The organism is Streptomyces sp. Wb2n-11 (assembly GCF_001049855.1).
Taxonomy (GTDB): domain Bacteria; phylum Actinomycetota; class Actinomycetes; order Streptomycetales; family Streptomycetaceae; genus Streptomyces; species Streptomyces altiplanensis.
Genome location: NZ_CVPB01000001.1, coordinates 6902095 through 6925522, shown reverse-complemented (window position 1 = coordinate 6925522; position 23428 = coordinate 6902095). Strand labels below are relative to the sequence as shown.

General features: G+C 70.3%; 21 protein-coding genes and 1 pseudogene. 5 read left to right on the top strand and 17 right to left on the bottom strand.

Annotated elements, in window-relative coordinates; all coding sequences use genetic code 11:
- Window positions 1-211: 211 nt before the first annotated feature.
- Window positions 212-622, top strand: coding sequence for an STAS domain-containing protein (locus BN1555_RS31535; RefSeq protein WP_093802559.1), 411 nt, complete (start codon window positions 212-214; stop codon window positions 620-622).
- Window positions 623-634: 12 nt separating this feature from the next.
- On the opposite strand, the gene BN1555_RS31530 is transcribed toward BN1555_RS31535, so the two are convergent.
- The gene (locus tag BN1555_RS31530) at window positions 635-1378 is read right to left on the bottom strand and encodes a GAF and ANTAR domain-containing protein (RefSeq protein WP_093802558.1); all 744 of its coding nucleotides are present in this window, start codon (window positions 1376-1378) and stop codon (window positions 635-637) included.
- A 461-nt stretch (window positions 1379-1839) separates the two neighbouring features.
- On the opposite strand from BN1555_RS31530, the pseudogene BN1555_RS31525 reads away from it, so the two are divergent.
- Window positions 1840-3299 (top strand): annotated as a pseudogene (locus tag BN1555_RS31525) (aminotransferase class I/II-fold pyridoxal phosphate-dependent enzyme).
- A gap of 124 nt (window positions 3300-3423) precedes the next feature.
- Here the strand turns inward: BN1555_RS31525 and BN1555_RS31520 are convergent.
- A complete protein-coding gene (locus BN1555_RS31520) occupies window positions 3424-4485 on the bottom strand; it encodes a class I mannose-6-phosphate isomerase (protein WP_093802557.1) in 1062 nt (353 codons plus the stop codon).
- A gap of 457 nt (window positions 4486-4942) precedes the next feature.
- On the opposite strand from BN1555_RS31520, the gene BN1555_RS31515 reads away from it, so the two are divergent.
- Window positions 4943-5443, top strand: a complete 501-nt coding sequence (locus BN1555_RS31515; protein ID WP_176710191.1) for a hypothetical protein — start codon at window positions 4943-4945, stop codon at window positions 5441-5443.
- Window positions 5444-5547: 104 nt separating this feature from the next.
- Here the strand turns inward: BN1555_RS31515 and BN1555_RS31510 are convergent, their stop codons facing one another.
- From BN1555_RS31510 to BN1555_RS31495, 4 genes are all read right to left on the bottom strand, one after another.
- Window positions 5548-5964, bottom strand: a complete 417-nt coding sequence (locus BN1555_RS31510) for a CBS domain-containing protein (RefSeq protein WP_093802556.1) — start codon at window positions 5962-5964, stop codon at window positions 5548-5550.
- Between the two features lie 385 nt (window positions 5965-6349).
- Window positions 6350-6673 carry a DUF5133 domain-containing protein gene (locus BN1555_RS31505; protein ID WP_255306285.1) on the bottom strand — a complete coding sequence of 108 codons (324 nt, stop codon included), beginning with the start codon at window positions 6671-6673 and terminating at the stop codon, window positions 6350-6352.
- A 136-nt stretch (window positions 6674-6809) separates the two neighbouring features.
- On the bottom strand, window positions 6810-8276 hold the full coding sequence (locus BN1555_RS31500) for an aminotransferase class I/II-fold pyridoxal phosphate-dependent enzyme (protein WP_093802555.1): 1467 nt from the start codon (window positions 8274-8276) through the stop codon (window positions 6810-6812).
- Window positions 8277-8410: 134 nt separating this feature from the next.
- Window positions 8411-9604 carry an amidohydrolase gene (locus tag BN1555_RS31495; RefSeq protein WP_093802554.1) on the bottom strand — a complete coding sequence of 398 codons (1194 nt, stop codon included), beginning with the start codon at window positions 9602-9604 and terminating at the stop codon, window positions 8411-8413.
- A 349-nt stretch (window positions 9605-9953) separates the two neighbouring features.
- Here BN1555_RS31495 and BN1555_RS31490 point away from each other — a divergent pair, with 349 nt between their 5' ends.
- Entirely contained in the window at window positions 9954-10469 is a 516-nt protein-coding gene (locus BN1555_RS31490) for a hypothetical protein (protein ID WP_093802553.1), read from the top strand.
- On the opposite strand, the gene BN1555_RS31485 is transcribed toward BN1555_RS31490, so the two are convergent.
- The 11 genes from BN1555_RS31485 to BN1555_RS31440 all read right to left on the bottom strand — a co-directional run bounded on the left by BN1555_RS31485 (window position 10415) and on the right by BN1555_RS31440 (window position 20319).
- On the bottom strand, window positions 10415-11071 hold the full coding sequence (locus BN1555_RS31485) for a hypothetical protein (protein WP_093802552.1): 657 nt from the start codon (window positions 11069-11071) through the stop codon (window positions 10415-10417). The genes BN1555_RS31490 and BN1555_RS31485 overlap by 55 nt on opposite strands.
- Window positions 11068-11529 carry a DUF6114 domain-containing protein gene (locus BN1555_RS31480; RefSeq protein ID WP_093802551.1) on the bottom strand — a complete coding sequence of 154 codons (462 nt, stop codon included), beginning with the start codon at window positions 11527-11529 and terminating at the stop codon, window positions 11068-11070. The genes BN1555_RS31485 and BN1555_RS31480 overlap by 4 nt, the downstream gene beginning before the upstream one ends.
- Complete coding sequence (locus tag BN1555_RS31475) at window positions 11520-12128, bottom strand: DUF6230 family protein (protein WP_093802550.1); 609 nt, start codon at window positions 12126-12128, stop codon at window positions 11520-11522. The genes BN1555_RS31480 and BN1555_RS31475 overlap by 10 nt, the downstream gene beginning before the upstream one ends.
- 174 nt (window positions 12129-12302) lie before the next feature.
- The gene (locus BN1555_RS40840) at window positions 12303-12476 is read right to left on the bottom strand and encodes a hypothetical protein (protein WP_255306284.1); all 174 of its coding nucleotides are present in this window, start codon (window positions 12474-12476) and stop codon (window positions 12303-12305) included.
- Window positions 12473-13063: a MerR family transcriptional regulator gene (locus BN1555_RS31470; protein WP_255306283.1), complete on the bottom strand. Its 591-nt coding sequence runs from the start codon at window positions 13061-13063 to the stop codon at window positions 12473-12475. The genes BN1555_RS40840 and BN1555_RS31470 overlap by 4 nt, the downstream gene beginning before the upstream one ends.
- 314 nt (window positions 13064-13377) lie before the next feature.
- Window positions 13378-13758, bottom strand: coding sequence for a DUF4234 domain-containing protein (locus BN1555_RS31465; protein WP_176710190.1), 381 nt, complete (start codon window positions 13756-13758; stop codon window positions 13378-13380).
- Window positions 13759-14044: 286 nt separating this feature from the next.
- Complete coding sequence (locus tag BN1555_RS31460) at window positions 14045-14968, bottom strand: carbohydrate ABC transporter permease (RefSeq protein WP_093802548.1); 924 nt, start codon at window positions 14966-14968, stop codon at window positions 14045-14047.
- Window positions 14969-14970: 2 nt separating this feature from the next.
- A complete protein-coding gene (locus BN1555_RS31455) occupies window positions 14971-15864 on the bottom strand; it encodes a carbohydrate ABC transporter permease (RefSeq protein ID WP_255306282.1) in 894 nt (297 codons plus the stop codon).
- A gap of 86 nt (window positions 15865-15950) precedes the next feature.
- Window positions 15951-17267, bottom strand: a complete 1317-nt coding sequence (locus BN1555_RS31450) for an ABC transporter substrate-binding protein (protein WP_093802547.1) — start codon at window positions 17265-17267, stop codon at window positions 15951-15953.
- A gap of 78 nt (window positions 17268-17345) precedes the next feature.
- Window positions 17346-19082 (bottom strand): alpha-glucosidase, encoded by a 1737-nt coding sequence (locus BN1555_RS31445; RefSeq protein WP_093802546.1) that lies wholly within the window; start codon window positions 19080-19082, stop codon window positions 17346-17348.
- Between the two features lie 55 nt (window positions 19083-19137).
- Window positions 19138-20319, bottom strand: a complete 1182-nt coding sequence (locus BN1555_RS31440) for an ROK family transcriptional regulator (protein ID WP_093802545.1) — start codon at window positions 20317-20319, stop codon at window positions 19138-19140.
- 745 nt (window positions 20320-21064) lie between these two features.
- Between BN1555_RS31440 and BN1555_RS31435 the strand changes: the two genes are divergently transcribed.
- Window positions 21065-23413 (top strand): family 49 glycosyl hydrolase, encoded by a 2349-nt coding sequence (locus BN1555_RS31435; protein WP_093802543.1) that lies wholly within the window; start codon window positions 21065-21067, stop codon window positions 23411-23413.
- Window positions 23414-23428 lie beyond the last annotated feature (15 nt).

The window sequence follows — 23428 nt, the reverse complement described above, 5'->3', positions numbered from 1 at the left end:
CACATCCGCCAATGCCTTGACGTACGTCCCCGGCAGACCGGAGGGATCGCCGCGGGGCGGCGGCGGAAGAGGCGGGCGTCGAAACCACCCCCTCCCGGGGGCGCCGCTGAGGGGGCACGCGGGCGGGCGGGACCACATGGATCTCCCGCATCATCCTCCGCGGCAGGGGCACACGGGATGAGGCGGTCAGGAAGCGGCCCCTCCGACAGGCATGCTTCTGGAGTCCACGTTGCTGTTTCCGTACTACCGCCTCGGCGCCGACCGTCTCGTGATCGAGATCCACGAGGTGATCGACTTCGGCGAGCAAGACGCCGCTGAAAGCGGGCTGCGCGCGCTGATCTCGGGTTCCGGCGCCCGGACCGTGATTCTCGACGTGCACACGCCGCTGGTCACCGCTGCGGCTGTCAACGTGCTGCTGCGCGTTCGGCAGGTCGCCCGCCGCGGAGGAGCCGTGCTGTCCGTGGTGGCGCGTCGGCCTCTGGCCCGCAAGGTGTTCCGCATCGCCGGTGTCTACCGGTTTCTGCTGGTGACCGCCACGTTGTCCGGCGCCGTAGCCTGCGCGCGCGGATGCCGTCCCGTCTCGAAGCAGCCGGCGCGGCGGGACCAGGGCGTCGGGCGGTGAACCCCCTGCGAATCAGGGCCGGGGGCGCAGCCCGTCCTGGGTCGGCGGCCGGCCCGAGACGTTGGTCAGGAGGTCGGCGCACAGGTCGCGCAGCTTGATGTTGCGGTGCTGGGAGGCGCTGCGCAGGATCGCGAAGGCGCGTTCGGCGGTGCACCGCCGCTGTCCCATGATCACGCCGATGGCCTGGTCGATGACGGTGCGGGACTTCAGTGCGGTCTGCAGGTGGTCGGCGAATTCCTGGGCGTCGCCGATCCGCTGCGCCAGCGTGATCGCTCCGGTGGCCTGCGCCGCCAGCGCACGGAGGAAATCCATGTCGACGTCCGTCGCCCCGTCCGGCTTGGCGAAGTACAGGTTCAAGGCACCGGCTGTGTGGGTGTGGGCCGCGATCGGCAGCGAGACGGAGGAACGGATACCGCACGCCACGGCATAGGCCGGGTAGTCGCCCCAGCGCCGTTCGCCCATCATGTCGCCGACCAGGACTTCTCCCGCCGTGCGCAGCGACTGGAGGCACGGGCCGTCGTTCTGGCCGTACTGCTTCTCGTCCAGGTCCCCGGCCCTTGGGCCGACGCTGGCCACGGTCAGGGGGCGGCCCCGGCGCTCCAGCGTGATACCGGCCCCGTCGGCGGCCGGGCTCCGTTGCAGAGCACTGTCGACAAGGGCCTGCAGGAATTCATCGACGCTTTCGGCGTCGAGCAGCAGGCCGGTCAGGTCCGGTACGTCCAGGTCCGGTACGTCGGAGGGGGGTCCGTCAACCATGGTCGTTCCTGTTCCGGGCCGGCTGACCCGTGATCGGCCGTGAAAGCAGGGATTGCCGGGGCCACGGAATCCAACCCGAGAGTGATGCCTCCAGCGCGTTGCGGTCCGCCCTGCTCCGGCGGGGAGGCGATGCGGACGGCTCTCCCATTGTCGCAGCTTCCGGTACGCACGAGGGGCTCGACCGCCCGGAGCGGGTCCGCCCTCTGACGCGCGGCGGTCGATTCCGGGAGCGGTTGCCGTGATGCGCGTGCCGCCATCGGTGGCCGAAGCAGCGCCGCCGCCGTGAGGGATCGGCGCGTCCGGGTACAGGAACATGCGGCCGGCCGACCGGTCGGCCCGACGCGTACGCGTCCTGAGGAAGCCCGCAACCGCCCGGCTCGCCCCCGGCTGAGGCAGCCGGCTCCGTGTACCGCCGGTCCGGTTGCCGGCGGTACGTGTACCGACACACAAGGAGGCAGCTGATGGATCACTCCCGCGTTCCCGTTCTCGAAGCGCTGGAGGCGTTCCGGCGTCGCGGGGATGTCGTGTACGGGCCCCCGGGGCACAAGCAGGGGCTGGGCGCCGATCCCCGGGTGGTGGACATCGTGGGGGAAGGCGTGTTCCGTTCCGACGTCCTCTCCCTCAACGGTCTGGACGACCGCCGCGAATCCCAGGGGGTGCTTGCACAGGCGGAAGAGCTGATGGCGGATGCGGTCGGCGCGGAGCGGGCGTTCTTCTCCACCTGCGGGAGTTCCCTCTCGGTGAAGACGGCGATGCTGGCGGTGGCGGGGCCGGGCGAGAAGCTGCTCCTCTCGCGCAACGCGCACAAGTCGGTGATCGCCGCGGTGATCGTCAACGGTGTGCAGCCGGTGTGGGTGCACCCCAAGTTCGACGCCGAGCGGCACCTCGCCCACCCGCCGGAGCCCGATGACGTGCGAAGCGCCCTGGAGGCGCACCCGGATGCCAAGGGGATGCTGCTGGTCACGCCCACCGACTGGGGTTCGTGCGCCGACATCCGCGGTGTCGCGCAGGTATGCCACGAACGGGACGTCCCGCTGATCGTCGACGAGGCGTGGGGAGCGCACCTGCCCTTCCACCCCGGCCTGCCGGCCTGGGGCATGGACGCCGAGGCCGACCTCGTCGTCACCAGCGTCCACAAGATGGGCGGTGCCGTCGAGCAGAGCTCCGTCTTCCACCTCCAGGGCGACCGCGTCTCCCCGGCGTGCTCAAGCAGCGCGAGGACCTGCTGGGCACCACCAGTTCGTCGTCCCTGGTGTACGCCACCCTCGACGGATGGCGCCGCCAGATGGCCGAGCAGGGGCACGGCCTGCTGGAGACGGCGCTGCGCCGCTCCGCCCGCATCCGCGAAGCGGTCGCCGGCATGCCCGGGCTGGTGCTCCTCGGCCGGGAGGCGGTGCGTGAGGGCATGACGGCGGACCTGGACCCGCTGAAGATCACCGTCGACGTGCGCGGGCTCGGCATCAGCGGCATGCAGGCGGCCGAATGGCTGCGCGCCCACTGCCACATCGACATCGGATCCTCCGACACCTGCCGGATCAGCGGCCAGATCACCCACGCGGACAACGACCACACGGAGAACCTGCTCATCGACTCCCTGCGCCGGCTGGTCGATCACGCCGACTCCATCGAGCGCCGGCCGCAGGTCCTGCTGCCCGGAGCGGGAGAGCTGGAACTGGAGCAGCCCGTGCTTCCCCGCGACGCCTTCTTCGCCAAGGCCGAGCACGTCCCGGCGGAGAAGGCCGTCGGGCGGATCGCCGCGGAGATGCTCAGCCCTTATCCGCCCGGGGTGCCGGTCGTCGCGCCCGGCGAGGTCATCACCTCGGCGGTGGTGGACTACCTGCGCAGCGGCGTGGCGGCGGGCATGCTCGTTCCCGACGCTTCGGACCCGTCCCTGGAGACCTTCCGGGTGACGGCCGAGTAGCGCGGAAGCCTCCTGGTGTGCCGCGGTGCTCGCTCGTGACGTGAGGAACGGGGAAGCACCGCGGCACCGGCCGGGACCGCGGCGGAGCCGGCGGGCGCGACGAGGAGCGGGGGCACGGCATGGCTCAGGAAAGGCCCTCGCCGAGTGCGGAAAGGGCGACCGGGCCGTAACCGGCGCCGGCCAGGGGACGGCGGATGTCGTGTTCGAGGTCGGGCAGGTAGCCGACGAGTACGTCGGCGGGGCCGTGGACCCGTACCCGGCCGAGGGCGGCGGGCAGCAGCACGGTCTGCGCCCGGTCCAGCTCCTGTGGCCGGTCGCCGCAGGTGAAGGAGACCGGAGCTCCCGCGTTGCTGAGGACGAGGGCGGTCGTGAAGGCGTGGTCCAGCCGGGCTCCGGCCCGCACCTGCCACCGCTCCAGGGCGAAATAGGGACCGGCGCACAGGATCACCCGTACGACGCCGTCGCCGGCCGGCAGCCGCAGGCCGGGTACGAACTCCGGCCGCGGGTCCGGCTTCCACTGGTCCAGGAGCGCGTCGACGTTGGTGTGCCACTGCGCGTCGCCGAGCGCCGCCCCGTCCTCCATGCGGTGGCGCATGGCGTGCTCCTGGAGGTCGGAGGTCTGCTCGATCTCGTAGACCAGGGTGCCGGGGCCGAAGCTGTGCAGGGTGCCCGCCGGGACGTACAGCGTCAGCCCGGCGCGGACCGGCAGGCGGCGCATCACGGCGTCGAAGTCCTGCTCCAGCAGGGCCAGCCGCAGCCGCTCGCGGTCCACGCCCGGCTCCACTCCGACCAGCGCGGTGGCTCCGGGTTCGGCGTCGAGAATGTGCCACGCCTCGGTCTTGCCGTTGGGTTCGCCCTGCCCGCGGGCGGCCTCGTCGTCGGCGTGCAGGTGCACCGGCAGGGGGCCGGCCGCGTCGATGAACTTCGTCAGCAGGGGGAAGCGCGGTACCCGCCGGCCCCGGCCCACCAGCCCGTCGGGTTCCCTCTCGGTCAGTTCGCGGAGGGAGGTCCCGGCCAGCGGGCCCTCCCGTACGTGCGCCCCGTCGCCGTCGACATCGCTGACCTCCCACGTCTCGGCGATCCGCCCGGCGGGGAGCCCGGCGCGCGCCAGGCGGTCGGGGATGGCCCGGCCCCCGAAGACGTGCTGTTTGACGGGGGTGGTCAGCCGCAGGGGGTACCAGTCCACGAGCCACTCCTCACAGACGCGTCCGCCCGGTGGCTCCGGGCGGCGACTGCTGCTGTACGGGCCGGCTCATCCTGTCCTCCTGTCGATGATGCGCACAGGGCCGGCCGTCCGTGCTTCACCGGTGCCCGTGGGCAGACGCGGTGTCGTCCGGGAACCCTTCTGTCCTGTAGCCGTTTTCGGATACTTCACACGCGTGGCCTCCCTCGAGCCGCGCCCCGCGGGAGGCCGCCGGGTCATTCGAGGGGAACCCGGCCCGGGCCCACGTGACAACACTCGTCGTACGGGAAGCCGGTGACACCATCGTCTCCGACGCATGGGGACGGCGCACGGACCCGGCGCCTGGCGCGCGCGACCGGCGACGAACGCGCGGCCGGGGTCCGGGGCTGCGCGCCGGGTCCCGCCGCAGCGCGGACGCCATGGCCGCGCCGACCGAGGAATCCACAGCAGGAGAGCGCGTATGAAGCCGTCAAAGGCGCCCGGCCGTCCGCAGTCCCGGCCTACGGAACGTCCGTCGCCCTGGCTGCGCCTGCTGCCCGGCATCTCCCCCGAGCGGCGCGGCTTCGTACTGGCCTGGTGGGGGTTCGCCCTCACCTTCGGCGGGATGCGCCTGCTCACCTGGCTCATCCACATCGACGCGGCCGGGATGGGCGACGTACAGGCCGGTGAAGTGCACATCCACCACTACGTGTGGGGCATCCTGCTGCTCGCGGCCGTGGGCGCGGCGGGTCTGGTCGAACGCTCGGCACGGGTGCGCGCCTGGACGGGGCTCGCCTACGGGGTGGGCCTGGCCCTGGTCCTCGACGAGGCGGCGCTGCTGATCAGCCTGGAAGACGTGTACTGGGACACCGAGGGCGGGGTCAGCATCGCCCTGGCCATCGCCGTGATCGCCGTCGCGGGAAGTGTCCTCGCGGTGACACGGGGGCGGCGTGCCTCCGGAGGGGACCGGGACAACGGATGACGCACGTGTGACGGCCGTCGTCGCCCGGCTGGAGCGCATGAGCACCGGGTGCTTGCCACGCGAGCAAGGCCCCGGCCTCGGGCCGGGGCCTCCACTGTTGCGGATCAGTCGGTGGACAGCGCCTCAAGGAGGTCGCCCGTCCTGGGATCGGGCAGGGCCCGGGCCACGTCGGCCTGGGCGACCATGCCGACCAGGTCGTGGCCGTCGATGACCGGCAGGCGGCGCACCTTGTGCCGGGTCATGGTGCGCAGGATCTCTTCGGCGTCGTCGTCGGCGCCGATGGTCACCGCCTCGCCCTGTGCCAGTTCGCCGGCCTTGCAGTCGGCAGGGTCCTTGCCTGCACCGAGTACCTTCACGACGATGTCGCGGTCGGTGAGCATGCCCTTGAGCTTGTTGTCCGTACCGCAGATCGGCAGGGCGCCGACACCCAGCTCGGTCATCTTCTGCGCGGCGAGCAGCACGGTCTCCTCCGCGCCGATGCACTCTGTGCCTGCGGTCATGATCTCTCGTGCGGTGGTCATGCGATGTCCTTTCCTGATGTGTGGCGGTTGCCCGGGCACGATGGGTCCTCACGGACACGGCCCGCCGGTCAGTGCTGCGTGCCGCGACCGGTGGACACGTCGCGGGCCCGGTCGGCCGTCCCGGTTCCGGGACTCGTATCTCGTCGAGCCGACGGGACGCCGGGAACTGCGGGGTGCGGCAGGGCCGGGTCGCTCCCCACGGCCCTGCGGGTCTTCTCGCCCGGCCCGTTCAGGGCCCCGGCGGAGCACGCCTCGGCCGGCCGCGGAAACAGCCGGCCCTCTTCGACGGCGAAGTGCGCGGCGTTCGCCCGTCCACACGCTCCGGTCGGAACCCGCCCCTCGAGAACGGCGGAGAACGCGGATCGCGGGCAACGGCGCGGCGGCCTCAGGCCGCGAGGGTGGTGTCCGGTGCGAGTGGTGCCTGAAGGTCCTCTTCGGGGTGGTTCTCTCCGGGCTGCCTGGCCGCTTCCAGGATCTCGTCGGCAGCCGCGATCGCATCGGTGATCGAGCGGGTCCCGGTCACCACGCACAGCGTGTAGGTGACGTCTGCCAGCTCTCGTTGCCACGCCTCGTCAGCCTTCTCCGCGAGCGCGATGCGCGCGCTCGCGTACCGGGCAAGCAGAGTCCTCACACGACGCGGCTCCGGCTTCAACACCACTACAGTCCCTCCCGCAGACACTCTTGAGTGCTGTACGTGTTCCCGCCCCATGCGCCCTCATGCAGCACAATCTTCCGGACGGCCGGTTCGGCCGGTGCGCGGAGTCCTGTGCCGGCCGGCGCCGGTGACAGACGGGGCCGCTTCCGCCGCGCCGTGGTGGGAGGGCGGGAGAGGGGTGAGGTCCGGTTCAGTCCTCGATGGCGACGCGTACGCTCTTGACCTCGGTGTCGGCTGCGTCCGGTACGACCATGCCTGCGTCGATGCCGGTGCGCAGATAGCGAAGGACGCCCGTGGTGAGGCGCTCGCCGGGCAGCGCGGCGGGAATGCCGGGCGGGTACGGGGTCAGCATTTCGGCGGTGACCCGGCCGATCGCCTTCTCCCACGGCACCTGTTCCGTCGGCCCGAAGAACGCGTCGCGCGGAAGCAGCGCTTGTTCGAGCTGGAGCCGGTGGGGGTCCGGGACCTCGACCGCCTGTGCGGACCGCAGTTCGTCCGCGTGCGCGGCGACGCCCCGCAGGGCCGAGAGGAGGGTCTGTGCGGTGTGTTCGTCGTCGGCGTGGCTCAGTTGGGCGCTGATGCGGCGGTGGTCGGACAGGTGGAGGTTGATCTGGTGGTGTTCACGCAGCCAGTCGGCCGCCCGGTAACCGGTCGTGCCGAGCGAGGTGATGTCGATGATGACCTGGAGGGGGTCCATGTCGGCTGCGCGGCCGGGCCCGCAGAAGTCGTCCCGCCCGTGTACGCGCATGCCGTCGATGCCGCCGACCCGGGCCCGTACGGACGCGGCGAGGGCGAGCGCGTCGTCGTAGAGGGCGTGGCCGTGCTCGACCATCTGGCGCCGCCATCCGTCCATGGCGGCGTACAGGAGCACGGAAGGGCTGGTCGTGCCGAGGAGTTCCTCACGGCTCTTCAGTACTTCGGGCTCGATCAGATCGCCCTGGAGATGGAAGACCGAACCCTGCTCCAGCCCTGAGCCCATCTTGTGCACGGAGGTGACGCAGACATCGGCCCCGGCGTCCATGGCCCAGGTCGGCAGCGCGGGGTGGAACGGCAGGTGCGCCCCCCATGCCTCGTCCACGATCAGCGGCTTGCCCCGCTTGTGGCAGACCTGCGCGATGGCGGAGAGATCCGAACAGGTGCCGTACGGCGTGGGCGTGGTCACGAGCGCGCCCTTCGCGTCCGGGTGTTCGGCGAAGGCCGCTTCGAACGCCTCCGCGGACGGCGGGTGCGCCAGGTGACGCTGCGGGTCCCACTGCGGCGTGACCCAGATGGGCCGGATGCCCGACAGGATCAGCCCCGAGACCACGGATTTGTGCGCGTCACGCCCCACGAGCAGCTTCTCGTGCGGCCCTGCCACCGACAGCATGGCCGCCTTGACCGACAGGGAACTGCCGCAGGTCGAGAAGAAGGTGTGCTCGGCCCCGACGGCGTCCGCCATGAGGGCCTGCGCGTGTTCCAGGACGCCGTTGGACGATGTCCGGTCGTCCAGCCCGCTGGTCGCCAGTACGTCCGAAAGGAAGACCGCGTCCCCCAGGACCGCACGGACACGGGGGTCGGCGCCGCGCCCCTGCTTGTGGCCCGGCGGAGTGAACGGGGTTTGTTTCTCGGCGTGGTAGGCGGCCAGAGCTTCGAGTACGGGAGCTTCTGAATGGTCCATACGGTGCGCCTGCCCTTGGCTCCCGGGAGAAAACGGCGCGCCGCTCCAGGTGCGGCCGTGCGGGTGGAGCCGGAAAGGGGGCGGCGGGCGGCGGTTTCCCGGAGCCCACGGTCGCCTGAGTCGCTTTCGCGGTTCTACAGGCCCGCGTCGGCCTTCTCGCGCAGGCATCGCCAGGCACGTTCCGAAACCCCTGGAACGAGCAGGACGTCCGCCGCGGTGCAGGCCAGGGCCTGCGCCGCGGCGAGCACGGCTTCTCGCCCGCGGGCGCCGGCGGCGGCCTCGGCGAACTGCGGGGTGTGGTCGGAACCGGTCTCGTCCATGATCGCGACGAACGGGTGGATGGCCGGGACGCGCGTGCTGACGTTCCCGATGTCCGAGGAACCGAGATACACCCCGGGGGCGGGCTCCCGGACGGGAACGCCGACCCGTGCGAGGTGGTCCGCGAACCGGCTGGACAGCACGTCGTTGTTCCGGAAGTGCTCGTACCCGGCGGTCTCCCGGGTGATGTCGACCGTGGTGCCCGTGGAGTGCGCGACCCCTTCGGCACAGCCGGACAGTTCGGCGACCAGGTCGTCCAGCGCCACCGTGGTGGCGCCCCGGAGTCCGAACAGGCCCTCGGCGAACGCGGGCACGATGTTGGTGGCCTTGCCACCGTCCGTCACCACGCCCTGGATGTGTGACCCGGGAGGCAGGCGCCGGCTCGGCACAGCGAGAGTGTTGAACAGCTGGATGAGTGCCGCCAGCGCGTCGATCCCCTCGGCCGGGTTCCCCGTCGGATGCGCCGCACGACCGTGGAAACCCACTCTCACCTGGCATTGCGCGGTCAATGGCGCCCATGACCAGGTGTGCACGCCCGGGTGGAACATCAGGGCCGCGTCGACGCCTTCGAAGACTCCCGCGTCGGTCAGGGTGACTTTGCCGCCGCCGCCCTCCTCGGCGGGGGTGCCGATCGCGAGGAGCGTGCCGCCCACGTGTCCGAGCGCACCGCGCAGCGCGAGAGCTGCGCCGAGTCCCGCCGAAGCGATCAGGTTGTGCCCGCAGGCGTGCCCGAGTTCCGGCAGGGCGTCGTACTCCAGCAGCAACGCGACACAGGGCCCGGCGCCGTCGCCGGTCCGGGCGACGAACGCCGTGGGCAAGCCCGCCACGTCACGCTCGACCAGGAAGCCCTCCCGCTCGAAGTGCCCGGTCAGCACCTCCACCGCCCGGTGCTCCTGGAAGGCGAGCTCCGGCGAGCGGTGCAGCTCCAGGGCCACCCCCCACAGCTGTTCGGCCCGGTCGGCCACTTCCTGTCCGATGCGGGCGTACAGAACGTCGGGTGTTTTCGCCATGCCGCCTCCTCGATGTCCTCCTGTGCCGTCTGCCCTCAGGATGTACGGGCACGCGTGCGCCGGCCCGGTGAGGCCGGACGGACCGGTGCCGTCGGGGCGGGGGCCGTCTGCGGGGTGAGCTGCTGGACGGGCAGCGGGAGTTGGTGGAGCCGACGGCCCGCAGCGGGCCCCGCTCGCCGGCGGCGCGGAGTGGGCCCGCGGCTGGGCCCGGTGGTGCGCCGGACTCACCGAACTGCGGCACGGGGAACCGGCCCTGGCGCCGGGCCCGTTGCGGGAGGCCCTGGGGCGGCAGCGTGCCATCGGTGACAGCTGGGGGCCGGCCCGGGGGCCGGAAACGCAGGCCTGGGCGGTGGCCGCCACCGGCGACCACGCCCACGCGGCGTGGCTCCCGGGGGCGGCCCACCGGCTGCGGCAGGACACCGGCGTGGCGCTGACCGGCCCGCGTCCGTTCCACGACGCCCACGCGGCCACCGAACGCCGGGTGCGCGAAGCACGGGGAACACTGGCCCGTGCGACCGCCTGGGGGCGGGGCGGCGTCGGGGCACGGCGTACGGCCGGCCCTGCGCGCCGGGCCCTGATGCGGGGCCGTGCCGCCGCCGGCCCGCTGGCGTTGCACGGCCCCGGCCTGGCCGTCCTCCTCTGCGGCCGGCCGTGTCTCCTGTGCAGGGGACGGGTGGTGGCCGCCCGGTTCCGGGCCGGGGTGCCGGCGGGGAGATACCGGGCGGCCGTACGGCGTACGGACCCGGACCGGTGTCCGTCCGGCGACGGGCGCGCCCGGCATCTCCCCGCTCCGGGCGAAGGGGCTTCGGGCTACGGTGCCACGGCGATCTGCTGGGCCGGGTCGGTGGTGTCCGCCACCGTGTAGACGGCGTTGAAGGTGGAGCTCGTCGCACTGGTCGGACAGCCGAACCCGCCGGTGACCTTGACCGGGACCGAGGCGTTGGTGAAGGCCAGCGAGGACGGGGCGCCGTTGGTCCAGGAGCCGGGGACGCTCGCCGCGGCGGTGGGTGCGGTGACGACCGTACAGGTGGCCAGCCCGGTCGTCTTGACCACGAGGCCGCCCGCGGGGACGGTCATGGTGGCCGTGACCGGAGACCCGTTCTGCATGGACACCTTCCAGTCGCCGCTGGTGGTGATGGTCGGGGTCACGCCCGGCATGCTCGAGGTGCAGGAACTGTACGTCGGGGCGGAGATGGGCGAGGAGACCGGGCCGGCCGGGTTGTGGTTGCCGGGAGCGGCCGGGACGGTGCCGGTGGACACGGAGACCGAGCAGGTCACGGTGACCGAGCCTGCCTTGAGGGTGGCCTTGCCGCTGAGCGTGGCCTTGAAGGCGTGGCCGGCCGGGGTGACGGTGGTCGAGCCGGCCGCCGGTAACGGTAACGGTGCGGCGGTGGCGGACGCGGCGCCGAGGGTCAGTGCGCCGGCGGCGGCGAGCCCGAGGGCGAGGGTGACGCGTGTGCGGCTCATGGCTGTGCTCCTTGGGGATCGGAGAGCGGTGTGGAGGAGGGAGTTGCGTGCGGTGTGGGTGCTGCGGATTCCGCGGTCCCGCCTGCTCCGGCTGATGTGCCGGAACGGGGGGTCCGCGGCTGCCAGGCGAACATGAGGCCGCCACCGAGGATGCCCAGCAGGGTTCCGACGAGGAACCCGCCGAGGTTCGACAGCACGAGCGCGGCGGTGGCGATGAGGGTGGTGAGCACTCCGGCGAGTGCCCGGTAGTGCGGGGCGAACCAGACGGAGACACCGAGGACGATCATCACGAGGCCCATCAGGACGGACGGGATCCCCGCCACGCCCTGGGTGAGCATGACCTTCAGCGGAGCGAGCGGCAGGACACAGATCTCGGCCCCGGCGAGGACGGCGGCGAGTCCGCCCCAGAACGGCCGGCTGCGGCGCCACCGCCGGAACCGCGTCCGGCTCAGAAGCATTCCTTCTTGCCCTTGTTGATCTTCATGCTCAGGCCGGAGAGCTTGAAGGTGCCGGCGTTGGTGGCCCACGCCGTCTGCCGCAGATCGGTGATGCTGACGGTGTCGGCCTGCTGGGCGAACATGTCCTGCATGCCCTGGGCGTCGGCCGGGCCCTTGTCCAGGGTGGAGGCGTCGCGGCCGATCTCGATGTTCGTGAAAGTCGCGTTGCCGGACAGCTGGGTGGCGTCGACGAAGAGGTCCGTCGCCTTGACCGGGGTCTTCTGGCCGGCGGTCAGGTTGAGCGAGATGTCGCCGATCACCGGGAGCGAGGTGACCACCGACTGGCAGAGGCTGTTGAGCTCGGCCTCCTTGATGGCGGTGACCGCCACCGGGATGAGTTCCTCCCGGGCGTTGACGTCCACGCTGCCGTACTGGGCGAAGCCCTCGCCGGTCAGGCTCTTGGCGGAGACCTTGAACTGCTGGCCCGATACGGCGAAGGAGGCGGCGAGCGCCCCTTGGGCGAGGGCGATGCCGAGGCCGGCGGTGACGGCGACGGCCGGGACCGTCAGGACGGCGAAGCGCCGCCATCTCACCCGGCCCTCGTCTAAGTCGTGTTCCATGACAGATTCCCCTTGGGTGGGTGGGGTGGGGTCGGCGCGATCCGGTACGAACCCGTGCGGTCCGGGCGCCCCGGTCGCATGCGGTCGTTACTCGTCAGTACGACCGTGGAGTTGAATGTAAGAGTGCCAATGACGGTTGGCAAGGTTGTGCGAACGCCGCCTTTCGGCCAAGTCCTACTGCTCCGTACGCAGCAGCGCGGCGACTTCCGCCTCCACCCTCCGGGCCATCGCCCGCGCGAACTCCGCGGCCACGACCTCACCCGCCACCGGGCGCAGCGCCGCTGCCGCCTCCGCGATGTGATCCAACTGCGTGGCCGAAAGCTGCTCCAGGCCCTCCGGGCCGATCACATGCCGCCGGAACAGGGCGACGAACCGGTCCGCGAGCGCCGCCGCCTGAGCGTGGACGAAGCCCCCGGCGTCCAGGATCTCCGCGAGCGGCACCCCTGCCGCAGCAGCGTCAGCGTCGCCTCCAGCAGCCGCCGGTTCGGGAAGGTGACGGTGTCCCCGTCGACCCGTACGTACTCCAGCGCGACGGCCCGCCGGGTGTCCTGGGAGGTCGCCGCCGGGCCGAACAGCTCCCGCAGCTCGGCCAGGTCCATCGTGACGGGCTCCTCGTGCACCCAGTCGCGTGTCATCTCCCGCTTCAGACCGAGGAGTTGATCGATGCCACCGCCCTGCTCCCAGGCGGTCAGCAGCTCCGCGATGCCGTTCACCGTGTAACCGCGGCCGAGCAGGTCGTCGATGAGCCGCAGCCGGGCCAGGTGGTCGTCGGAGTACCAGGCGATCCGGCCCTCCCGGCGGGGTGGGGGCAGCAGCCCGCGCTCCTGGTAGTAACGCAGATTGCGGACTTTCACACCGGCCGCCCGGGCCACTTCCTCCCGGCGGTACCGCGCCCCGCCCGCCGTCACCGCGTCCCCCGCCGCCTCGCTGCTCACGGCCCCGAGCCTAATGCCGTACGGGGCGCGCTCCAGGAGTTGTCGTCAAAGTGGCACGCCCGCATCGGCGGCGAGGTGCGGGCGACCGCGGCCCGCCCTGGACTTGCCGGTCGCCGCCTTCCACTGCGCGCTCGACCGGTGGGCCGGCCGGGCGTTCCCGCCCGCAGTGACCTCGCCACCGATACGCCCAGCGCGTTCACCGCACTCCCCGCCAGAGCGCGGACGGCGGTGGAGGAACGGAAAACGGGGAGGGCCGGGAGAGCGTTCGCTCTCCCGGCCCCTCCCCGCGTGCCGGCGCCACGTGTGGCGGCGGATCAGGCGCGGTCGGCCCAGACCGTGTTCAGCTTGCTCTGGTAGTAGAGCGGGGTCAGGCCGAGGACGAAGCCGAGCAGCAGGCCGACGACGCCGGAGCAGTCGGAGGTCACGCCGGCGGCGCGCTGCGCCTGGGCGATGCGAGAGCCGGTCTTCACGATGGAGACGAACGGCGGGACGATCAGGAACGAGCCGAGGGTGACGGCGACGACCGCCATGCCGGGGTTGACCTCGATGGTCGGATCGATCGCCTTCACCTGCTTGTTGACCTTGTAGTACCAGACCAGCCAGTAGATACCGAAGGTCACCAGAGTGAGCAGCCAGGTGACGACCGGGCTGGAAGGAGCGCCGGCGGGCGCGGACGTGCGGACGTCGGTGGACATCGTTTTCCCCATTTGCTTGCTGCGCTTCCTGCCGCCCGTCCTGGCTGAGCCACCCCACGGGAGCAGGGAAGAGATGAGTGTGCCGCCTCGCGTTGGCGCTGCTGGAGCGAGGGCTTACGAAGCGTAAGGGGTCTGAGCACGCCAAGGACGCGTGAGGGCATTACGAGTTCATTACAAGGCGCAAACCGGGGGATTCGGCCAGGCCCCCCGGTGCCGGAAGGGGAACCCCGGATCCGGCGGCGGGGCGGTGCGTACCGGATCCGGGGCGGCTCGGGGGCCGGGCCCGTTACTTCACGGCGCCGGCGGTGACACCACGGGTGAGGGAGCGCTGGAAGACGAGGAAGAAGACGATCATGGGGATGACGCCGAGGAGGGCGGCGGCGCTCATGGCGGTGGGGTCGCTGGTGTACTGGCCCTGCATGACGGACAGTCCGAGGGGGACGGTCTGGTTGTCGTTGGAGATGAGCAGGACCAGCGGGTAGAGGAACTCGTTCCAGCTCCAGACGAAGAAGAACACACACATCACCGACAGGGTGGGCCAGCTCATGGGCAGGACGATGCGCCACAGGATGGTCCAGCGTCCGGCTCCGTCCATGGAGGCGGCTTCGATGAGTTCGCGGGGGAAGCCGCTGAATACCGAGGAGAGCAGGTAGGTGCCGAAGGCGCTGTAGGTGATGCCGACGAGGACGGTGTAGCCGAGTTTCCCGTCGTACAGGCCCATCTCCTTGAAGAGGTAGTAGATGGGGTAGACGAGGCCCTCCTGCGGCAGGACGTTGACGCCGAGGAAGAAGACGAGGAACGCGGTGCGCCACCGTACGCGGCCGATGCCGATGGCGTACGCGTTGAAGAGGGCGAAGAGGACCGCGATGAGGACGACGCCGAGGCTGATCTGGACGCTGTTGAGAAGCTTCTGGGTGAAGCCGACTCGTTCCCAGACGTCACTGATGACGGCCCAGTTCCACTGCTCGGGCCAGGACAGCGGGCCGTTGGTGCGGTAGTCCGCACTGGTCTTGAACGAGTTGAGCAGGATGATCGCGAACGGGGCGAGGAAGGCGAGGACGAAGACGGTGACCGCGGCCACGACGGCGTAGGAGCCGGGGCCGCGGCGGTTCCCGGTGGCTTTGCGCGTCTTGGGTCGGGGGACGGCGTGACCGGGAGGCGCCGGCGTGGGCGTGCGGGGCAGAGCGGGCGTGGTGGTGTCGGTGGTCATGGTCATCCGTCCTCGCGGGCCTGGCGGGTCAGCATCGTTCCGGCGATGATCAGCACGAGCAGGGTGATGGTGCTGGAGATGGCCGATCCGTAGCCGACGTCGGCGCGCTCGAAGAAGTTCTGGTAGGCGAAGTAGGCGGGGACGAGTGTCGAGTTGCCGGGGCCGCCGCCGGTGAGGACGAAGATCTGGGCGAAGACCTTCAGGCCGGCGATGGTGGTGGTGACCAGGACGACGTAGACCTCGGGCCGCAGGATGGGCACGGTGATGCGGGTGAAGCGCTGCCACCAGGTGGCGCCGTCGAGGGACGCGGCCTCGTAGAGCTCGGGGTCGATGCGCTGGAGTCCGGACAGGAACAGGACGAGGGGGTAGCCGAGCTGCATCCAGACGAGGACGGCGAGGACGACCCACAGGGCCAGGTCGGGGTCGCCGAGCCAGTTCCCGGCCAGGGAGGCGAGGCCGGTCTTCTCGAGGACGGAGTTGAGGGCGCCTTCGGGGGCCAGGATCCAGCCCCACATCAGTCCGGTGACGGCGACGGGGATGACCTGGGGCAGGTAGAGGCCGGAGCGGAAGGCGCTGACGAGGCGGTCGCCGTGTTTCTTGCCGATGTAGTCGAAGAGCAGGGCGGCGAGGAACAGGCCGAGCAGGGTGGGGACGACCGCGATGCCGATGATCACGAAGGCGATGTTGCGGAACGAGGCCCAGAAGTCCGCGTCCTGGAAGAGACGGGTGTAGTTGTCCGGGCCGACCCAGACGGGGGCGCCGATGCCCTGCCATTGGGTGAGGCTGTAGTAGAAGGTCATCACCAGCGGGACGACGAGGAAGAGCAGGCTCAGCAGCAGGCCCGGTGCGAGGAAGACGGCGTACCCCGAGGACCGCGGGTGACGGGTGGTTTTCACGGTTGCTCCTAGGTGGGTGGGACGGCGGACCAGTGCGGGCGGGCCGCCGTCCCCGGAAGTGAGAGCCGGCTTTCGGATACGGAGCGTCAGCCTCGGCGCCGCGAGGCGGCGTGCTTCTCGTAGGGAGCCGCGAGTTCGTCGAGGACCGTGTGGGGCTTGCCGCCGTTCATGAGGTTCTGGGTGGCGGCCAGCCATGTGTCGTAGTAACCGGTGACGGGCCAGTCGGGGTAGAAGGCGAGGCCGTTGCTGCTCCGGTGGGTGTTGAAGGCGGTGATGAGCTCGCGCGCCTTGGGGTTGGCGATCGTCTCCGCCTCGGCGGCGAGCGGGACGTTGCCCTCCTCACCGATGAGCTTCTGGATCTTGTCGGACATGGTGATGTCGATGAAGTCCTCGGCGAGCTTCTTGTTCTTCGCCCTGGTGGGGACGACCCAGTGGTTGCCGCCGGAGCCGAGGGTCTTCTCGCTGCCCGGGTAGGGGGCGGTGGACCACGAGAAGGTGGTGATGTCCGTGGACAGGCCGCCGAACCACCAGTTGCCACCGACCATGACGGGCCGCTTCTGGGAGACGAACTGCTCGGTCATGTCACTGCCCTTGAGGCCGACGTCCTTCTTGTCGAAGTAGCCCTTGTCGAGCCATTCCTTGTACTTGTCGGCCGCGTAGGTCCACTCGGGGCCGTGGAAGTCGACCTTGCCCTTGTAGAGCTGGTAGTCGTCGACCCAGGTGTCCGTGGCCTTGGACAGGGCGAACAGGTAGAGCCAGTGCCCGGCGGGGTGGTCGTTGCCGGCGTTGGCGAGCGGCGTGATGCCGACGGCCTTGAACTTGGCGAGTGCGGCCTCGAAGCTCTTGAAGTCGGTGGGTTTGGCGATGTTGTGCTTCTTGAAGAGGTCGTCGTTGTAGTAGGTGAGGACGAACTCGCCGTAGTTGGGTATGCCGTACCACTTGTCGCCGCCCATCTCGCCCTTGGCCGCGTCGTAGCGGGCGGTGACGGAGGCGCTCTCGCTGATCTTCTTGTCCCAGCCGCGCTCCTTCGCGGTGGCGGTGAGGTCGGTGAGCAGGCCCTGCTTGGCGAGCAGGCCGGTGGTGGCGTTGCCCTTGTTGTACTCCATGACGTCGGGCGCCTTGTCGGAGTTCAGGATCATGCCGGCGTTCTGCTGGATCTGCTCGAACGTCTTGCGTTCGAAGACGACCTTCACGTCGGGGTGGGTCTTCTTGAACTCCGCGATGGCGGCGTCCCAGGCGTTGCTGAGGGCTCCGTCCTCCTGCTCGTAGTGCCACAGGCGCAGGGTCTTGCCGTCGTCCTCCGCGGCATCTGAGCCGCCGCAGGCGGTCAGCGGTGCCGCGAGCGCCAGGGCGGCCACGGCGAGCAGGGCACGACGTGGCGTGCGGAAGCGCGTGTTCGTCATGAGAGTTCCTTGAGTGTGCACGGGAGGGGCGGTGCGGGGGTGGGTGTTCGGGCAGTGTGTGGGGAGGTGGTGCGGGGATCAGGCGGTACGGCGTCGGTGGACGCGTGCTTCCCACGGCCGCAGGGTGTGCGGGGCGGTGAGGGGCGCGGTGGCGGGGACGTTGGCGATGAGCGTCTCGCTGTTCGCCCAGCCGTCGGGCAGGTCGACGGTGAGATCGGATCCGCCGAAGTTGGCCAGGACCAGCAGTTCGGTGCCGGAGGCCGCGTCGTGGCGGGTGAAGGCGTAGAGCTGTTCGTGGTCCGGGTGGAGCATGTGGAAGTCCCCGTGGGTCAGGGCGGGTTCGGTGTGCCGCAGGGCGATGAGGCGGCGGTAGTAGTGGAAGACCGAGTCCGGGTCGGCGAGCTGGGCCTTGGCGTTGACGTCCGTGTGGTCGGGGTTGACCGCGATCCAGGGGGTGCCGGCGGTGAAGCCGGCGTGCTCGGTGGTGTCCCACTGCATGGGGGTGCGGGCGTTGTCGCGGCCGCGGTGGCGCAGTCCGGTCAGGATCCGCTCCTCGTCCACGCCGAGGGCGAGCTGCTCGCGGTAGTGGTTGAGGGATTCGATGTCGCGGAAGTCGTCGATCGAGGCGAAGGGGGCGTTGGCCATGCCCAGTTCCTCGCCCTGGTAGACGTACGGGGTGCCGCGGTGCAGGTGCAGGACGGTGGCCAGCAGCTTGGCGGAGCGGTCGCGGTGGGCGGGGCTGTCGTCGCCGAAGCGGGAGACCACACGGGGCTGGTCGTGGTTGTTCCAGTACAGGCTGTTCCAGCCGGTGTCGCCCAGGCCGGTCTGCCAGCGGCCGAGGCTGGCCTTGAGGTCGGTCAGCCTCAGGGGCCGGACGTCGAACTTGCCGCCGGGGCCCTGGTCGAGGCCGACGTGTTCGAACTGGAACACCATGTCGAGCTCGCGCCGGGCGGGGTCGGTGAAGAGCTTTGCCTCCTCGACGGTGACCCCGGGCATCTCCCCCACGGTCAGGAGCCGGCGCGGGTGGTCCTCGAAGACCTCACGGTGCATCTCGGCCAGGTACTCGTGGATGCGGGGGCCGCAGATGTAGTGGGGGCTGCCGTCCCCGTGGCGGCTGCCCTCGTGCACGGCTCCGTCGGGCAGGCCGGGGGTCTTGGAGATGAGGTTGATGACGTCCATGCGGAAGCCGTCGACCCCTCGCTCGAGCCACCAGCGCATCACCGTGTGGACCGCCCGGCGGACGACGGGGTTCTCCCAGTTGAGGTCGGGCTGCTTGCGGGAGAACAGGTGCAGGTAGTACTCGCCGCTCTTCTCGTCGTAGGTCCACGCGGGGCCGGAGAAGAAGGAACCCCAGTTGTTGGGCTCCGCACCGGGCGTGCCGGGTTCCATGCCCTCGCGGGCGGGGCGCCAGACGTACCAGTCGCGCTTGTCCCCGTGCGGGCCGCCGTCGCGGGAGGCGGTGAACCAGGGGTGCTCGTCGGAGGTGTGGTTGACGACCAGGTCCATGACCAGCTTCATGCCGCGCTCGTGGACGGCGGCCAGCAGCCGGTCGAAGTCGGCCAGGGTGCCGAAGAGGGGGTCGATGCCCTGGTAGTCGCTGATGTCGTAGCCGTTGTCGTCGTGCGGGGACGGGTAGACCGGGGAGAGCCACAGGACGTCGACGCCGAGCTGGGAGAGGTAGTCCAGGCGCTCGACGATGCCTTGCAGGTCACCGATGCCGTCCGCGTCGGAGTCGGCGAAGCTGCGCGGATAGATCTGGTAGACCACCGCCTCGCTCCACCAGGAGTCGGCGGGGCTGGCCACGTTTTCGGGCACGTCAAACCTCATCGTGTGTCTCGGTTGCTTGGTGTACTGCTGCGAGCTGGACGGATCAGGAGATGGCTGCGCCGACCGCGTCGCGGATGACCAGGCAGGCCGCGCCTCGGGCCCACAGGTCGTGCCGGGCGGGGTCGACATGGATCCGGCAGTCGCGGGCGGCGTCCGAGAAGGCGTGCGCCTCCATGGCCGCTGTCATGGCCGGGCCGAACAGGTCATGGGCGACCGCGCTCTCGCCCGCGATGATGATCTTCTGCAGGTTGAGCAGGTTGCACACCCCGGCCAGCCCCCGTCCGAGGGCGGTACCGGCTTCGGCGAAGGCCGAGCGCGCGACGGTCCGGGCCGATCCGCCCGCGGAGCGGGCGAGTCCGATGGCTTCGGTGATGGTGGTGCAGGGCACTCCGGCGTCCCGGAGGTGACGCAGGACGGCCCGGTCGCCGGCAAGGGCTTCGAGACAGCCGCGGCGTCCGCAGCTGCACATGGGGCCGGTGGGGTCGAGGGGCAGGTGGCCGAGTTCTCCGGCGAGCCCGGTGGCGCCCGAGTAGAGGGTGCCGTCGAGGAGGAGGCCGCAGCCGATGCCGGGTCCGACGGTCACGACGGCGAAGGAGTCGACGTCGCGCCCCGCCCCGAACCAGCGCTCGGCCACGACAAGGGTGTTGACGTCGTTGCTGACGACGACCGGCAGCCCGGTCGACTCCCGCAGGGGACCGGCGACGTCGACCTTGCTCCAGTCGAGCAGGGCGGAGTAACGGCAGATCCCGGCCGCCGAGTCGACGTGTCCGCTGACCCCGACGCCCAGGCCGAGCACCCTGTCCGCCGCCTCGGGAGCCTCGGCGAGGAGCCTGCCGGTCAGGGAAGCGGCGGCGGACAGGGCGGTTTCGGGGGTGCAGTCGGCGATCGGCTCCTCGGCCCGGACCAGCACGTTGGCCGCCATGTCGGTGACCACCCCGGAGACCTGCGCGGGACCGATCTTCAGGCCCACGACCAGGTGCTTGTCGGGATTGACGTGCAGCATCTTCTGCGGCCGGCCCCTGCCCTGCGGAGAGGTACTGCTCTCGCGCAGGTAGTCGTGCTCGAGGAGGGGCGGCAGCATCCGGGTCACCGAGGAGGGGACCAGGCCCAGGCGCTGGGCGAGCTGGGTGCGCGAGATGGGCCCCGCCGTGAGCACGGTCGCGAAGATCTCCGCACGGGTCTGCTCACTGACAAGCTCCGAGAACCGGATCTTGGACGGGCTCATCACGCGGTGCCTCCTGGTGGTGGTCGGTCAGGGCCGGGGGTTGCCGTTCGTCCGCCATCGAACCCGATGGGGCCGGCGCATGTCCCCGCCCCTGGCGGATCGGGGCTCATCCGGCATCGCGGAGATCGTCATCGTTCCTCCTGCGCTCTGTTCCGGGCGATACGTGCGCCTCGCCGTCGACTGCGTATGACGGGAGTGTGTCTCCCAGACTTTTCATGCGTCAAGGAAGAAAAGATGGCGTTACACAACCGTGACGGCACGTCCTGCTCGCTCTGTATGGCTACTTATGACCCATTCACCCCTTTCAGTGAGGCAAGCTTCCCTCCTCAAGGGAGTGAATCTCGTTCATTTCATTGACAGGGAGAAGAAATGACGGGACGTTATCCGGCAACCGACACACGCCGAGGCCGTCGACCACGGACGTGCGCGACGTTCACGGCACCTGTCACGCATCGGACCGCGGAACCGGTTCCTCACGCCTGCGGGACGGGGCTCCCCACACCCCGGCCCCGCGGACTGCACTCGGCCTGCGGGCGCCGTCGGACCACTCCCCCGGGAAGCAAGGAGCCGCTACCGACACGGGCTTGCCGCCGTGCGTGCGGTCTCCAGCCAGACCCCACGTACGGCACCACACCCCCGGTGACGTGCCCCTGCGGCCTCCCCGGCGAGCAGGACAGCACATACGCCGGCGAACAGCCCGCCCCTGCGGGGCGTCGCCCCGCTTCATGAAGGAGAGGACATCATTATGCCCGCAGGAAGACTGCGACGGCTCAACCCGCTGGCGGCCATCGCCGCCGGCCTGGCCCTGGCTCTCGCCGGTGCCGTCGTGCCCGCCGCCGGCACCGCGGCCGCCGCCCCCGTCCCGGCCCCGGCCGCGCCGGTGGCCGCAGTGGCCGAGGGAACCACCGCCGACAGCGACCAGCTGCAGACCTGGTGGCACGACAACCACGAGTTCAACACCAGCAGCCCCGTGGCCGGCGACAAGGTGCGGCGCTCGTCCTTCTACGACGTCAAGGTCGCCACTGCGGCCGCGCCGACGACGAAGTACGACTCGTTCGCCTACATGAGCATCCCCCGCAGCGGTAAGGGGAAGATCGGCTACACCAAGGAGGACGGGGCCGAGTTCGCCTCTTCGGCGAACCTCACCATGAGCTGGTCGTCCTTCCAGTACGCGGCCGACGTGTGGGTCGACGTCTCGCTGCGCACCGACCAGAGCCTCTCCTCGGCCGACCAGGTCAAGCTCAAGCCGAGCAGCCTGGACTTCGCCAAGAAGCTCGTCAACAGCAAGACCGTCCGCATCAAGGTGCCCTACGACGCGAAGGGCTACCGGTTCTCCGTCGAGTTCGACCCGCAGCTCTACACCGCCTACAACGACATGTCCGGCCCCGCGAGCGACGCCGGCAAGCTGACCACGAGCGGCGGCGGCGGCAACCGGGCCGTCCACACCGAGCCGCGCAACTCCATGATGATCTTCGCCGAGCCGGCTCCCACCGGTGCGGAGAAGGAACGGCTCGTCCCCACCGCGGCGTCGGGCAGCGTCCACTACCCCGAGCCCGGCCAGGTCACCAACCTGAACTCGGTCAGCCAGGAGATCATCTACTTCCGTCCGGGCACGTACACGATGGGTTCGAAGTACCACGCGGTGCTGCCGGCGAACGTCAAGTGGGTGTACCTGGCGCCCGGCGCCTACGTGAAGGGCGCATTCCGCTTCTTCCACGACAACCAGGGCCTGTACAAGGTGACCGGGTACGGCGTGCTGTCCGGTGAGCAGTACGTGTACGAGGCGGACACCAGCAACAACTACGACCACCTCAGCGGGGCGTCGAACTGCCACACCTCGTGCGTGAAGATGCTGCAGTTCCAGTCGGCGAACGCCCAGCAGTACCTCGACCTCCAGGGCGTGACCGTCAACGAGCCGCCGTACCACTCGTTCGTCGTCTACGGCAACGAGCAGACCTTCCGGATGCGGGTCGACAACTACAAGCAGGTCGGGTCGTGGTACTGGCAGACCGACGGCATCGAGCTCTACCGCGGCAGCACCATGAAGAACACGTTCTTCAACGCCAACGACGACGTGCTGAAGATGTACCACAGCGACGTCACCATCGATAACACCGTCATCTGGAAGAACGAGAACGGCCCCGTCATCCAGTGGGGCTGGACCCCCCGCAGCATCGACAACGTCCGGGTGAGCAACACCCACGTCATCCACAACCGGATGTACTGGAAGGACGTCAAGTACAACACCTGCATCCTCAACTCCTCCTCCCACTGGGAGAACACGGCATCGACCACCCGGGCGGATCCCGGCACCTGGGTGAAGAACATGACGTTCGAGAACATCACCGTCGAGGGCATGACCAACTGCGCGATCCGCGTCTTCGCCCTCTCCAGCACCGAGAACATCCACGTCAAGAACCTCAAGATCGACAGCTGGAACGGCCTCGACGCCGGCAGCCAGATCAGCCTCCTCAAGCGCCACAGCAACTCCGTCGGCCAGCAGGTCGCCCTCGGCAACGAAACGCGTGACAGCCGCGGGCTGAAGCTGGAGAACTACACCGTCGGCGACACCGTCATCAGCAAGTCCGGTGACAACTGGGCAGCGGACAAGCTCGGCCGGCTCGGCTTCGACGCCGAGAACTGGGACAACTGGAACGCCTGGGGACCCGGCACCGACCCCGGCCCAGGGCCAGGCCCCGATCCGGTCCCGGGCAGCGGCCGGATCGTCAACGGCGGCAACGGCAAGTGCGTCGACCGGGCCGCAGCCGGCACCGCCAACGGCACCGCGATCCAGCAGTGGTCCTGCGCGAACGTCCCCTCGATGACCTGGACGCTCGACGGACAGCAGCTGAAGTCCGGCGGCAAGTGCCTGGACGTGGAAGGCGGGGCCACCGCCAACGGCACCAAGACGCACCTGTGGGACTGCGGAACCTGGGACAGCCAGAAGTGGGCCTTCCGGTCCGACGGCACCCTGGAAAACCTCAAGTCCGGCCGCTGCCTGGACGTCGAAGGCCAGAGCTCGGCCGACGGCGCCCGCCTCCACCTGTGGGACTGCAGCACCCGGACCGGCCAGAAGTGGACCCTCACCTCCTGACCCACCCGGCGGCCG